The organism is Bacillus sp. NTK074B (assembly GCF_017303375.1).
Taxonomy (GTDB): Bacteria; Bacillota; Bacilli; order Bacillales; family Bacillaceae_B; genus Rossellomorea.
In genome coordinates, this window is sequence record NZ_JAFKOH010000332.1 from 1 (window position 1) to 226 (window position 226).

1 rRNA gene is annotated in these 226 nt (G+C 48.7%); it reads right to left on the reverse strand.

The features are described 5' to 3' along the window. Window positions 1-151: 151 nt before the first annotated feature. A 5S ribosomal RNA gene (gene rrf, locus JI667_RS24840) occupies window positions 152-226 on the reverse strand; the annotation flags it as partial.

Consider the following 226-nt stretch of genomic DNA (forward strand, 5'->3'; position numbering starts at 1 on the left):
CGGGGACAGGATTTGAACCTGCGACCTTCGGGTTATGAGCCCGACGAGCTACCGAACTGCTCCACCCCGCGACGATAAAAATGTTGCTATCTTCTATCTTACTATATGTACCTTCACAAATAAAGTGATTGTACAAAAAAGAATTTGTTTCGCCTGGCGACGTCCTACTCTCACAGGGGGAGATCCCCCAACTACCATCGGCGCTGAAGAGCTTAACTTCCGTGTT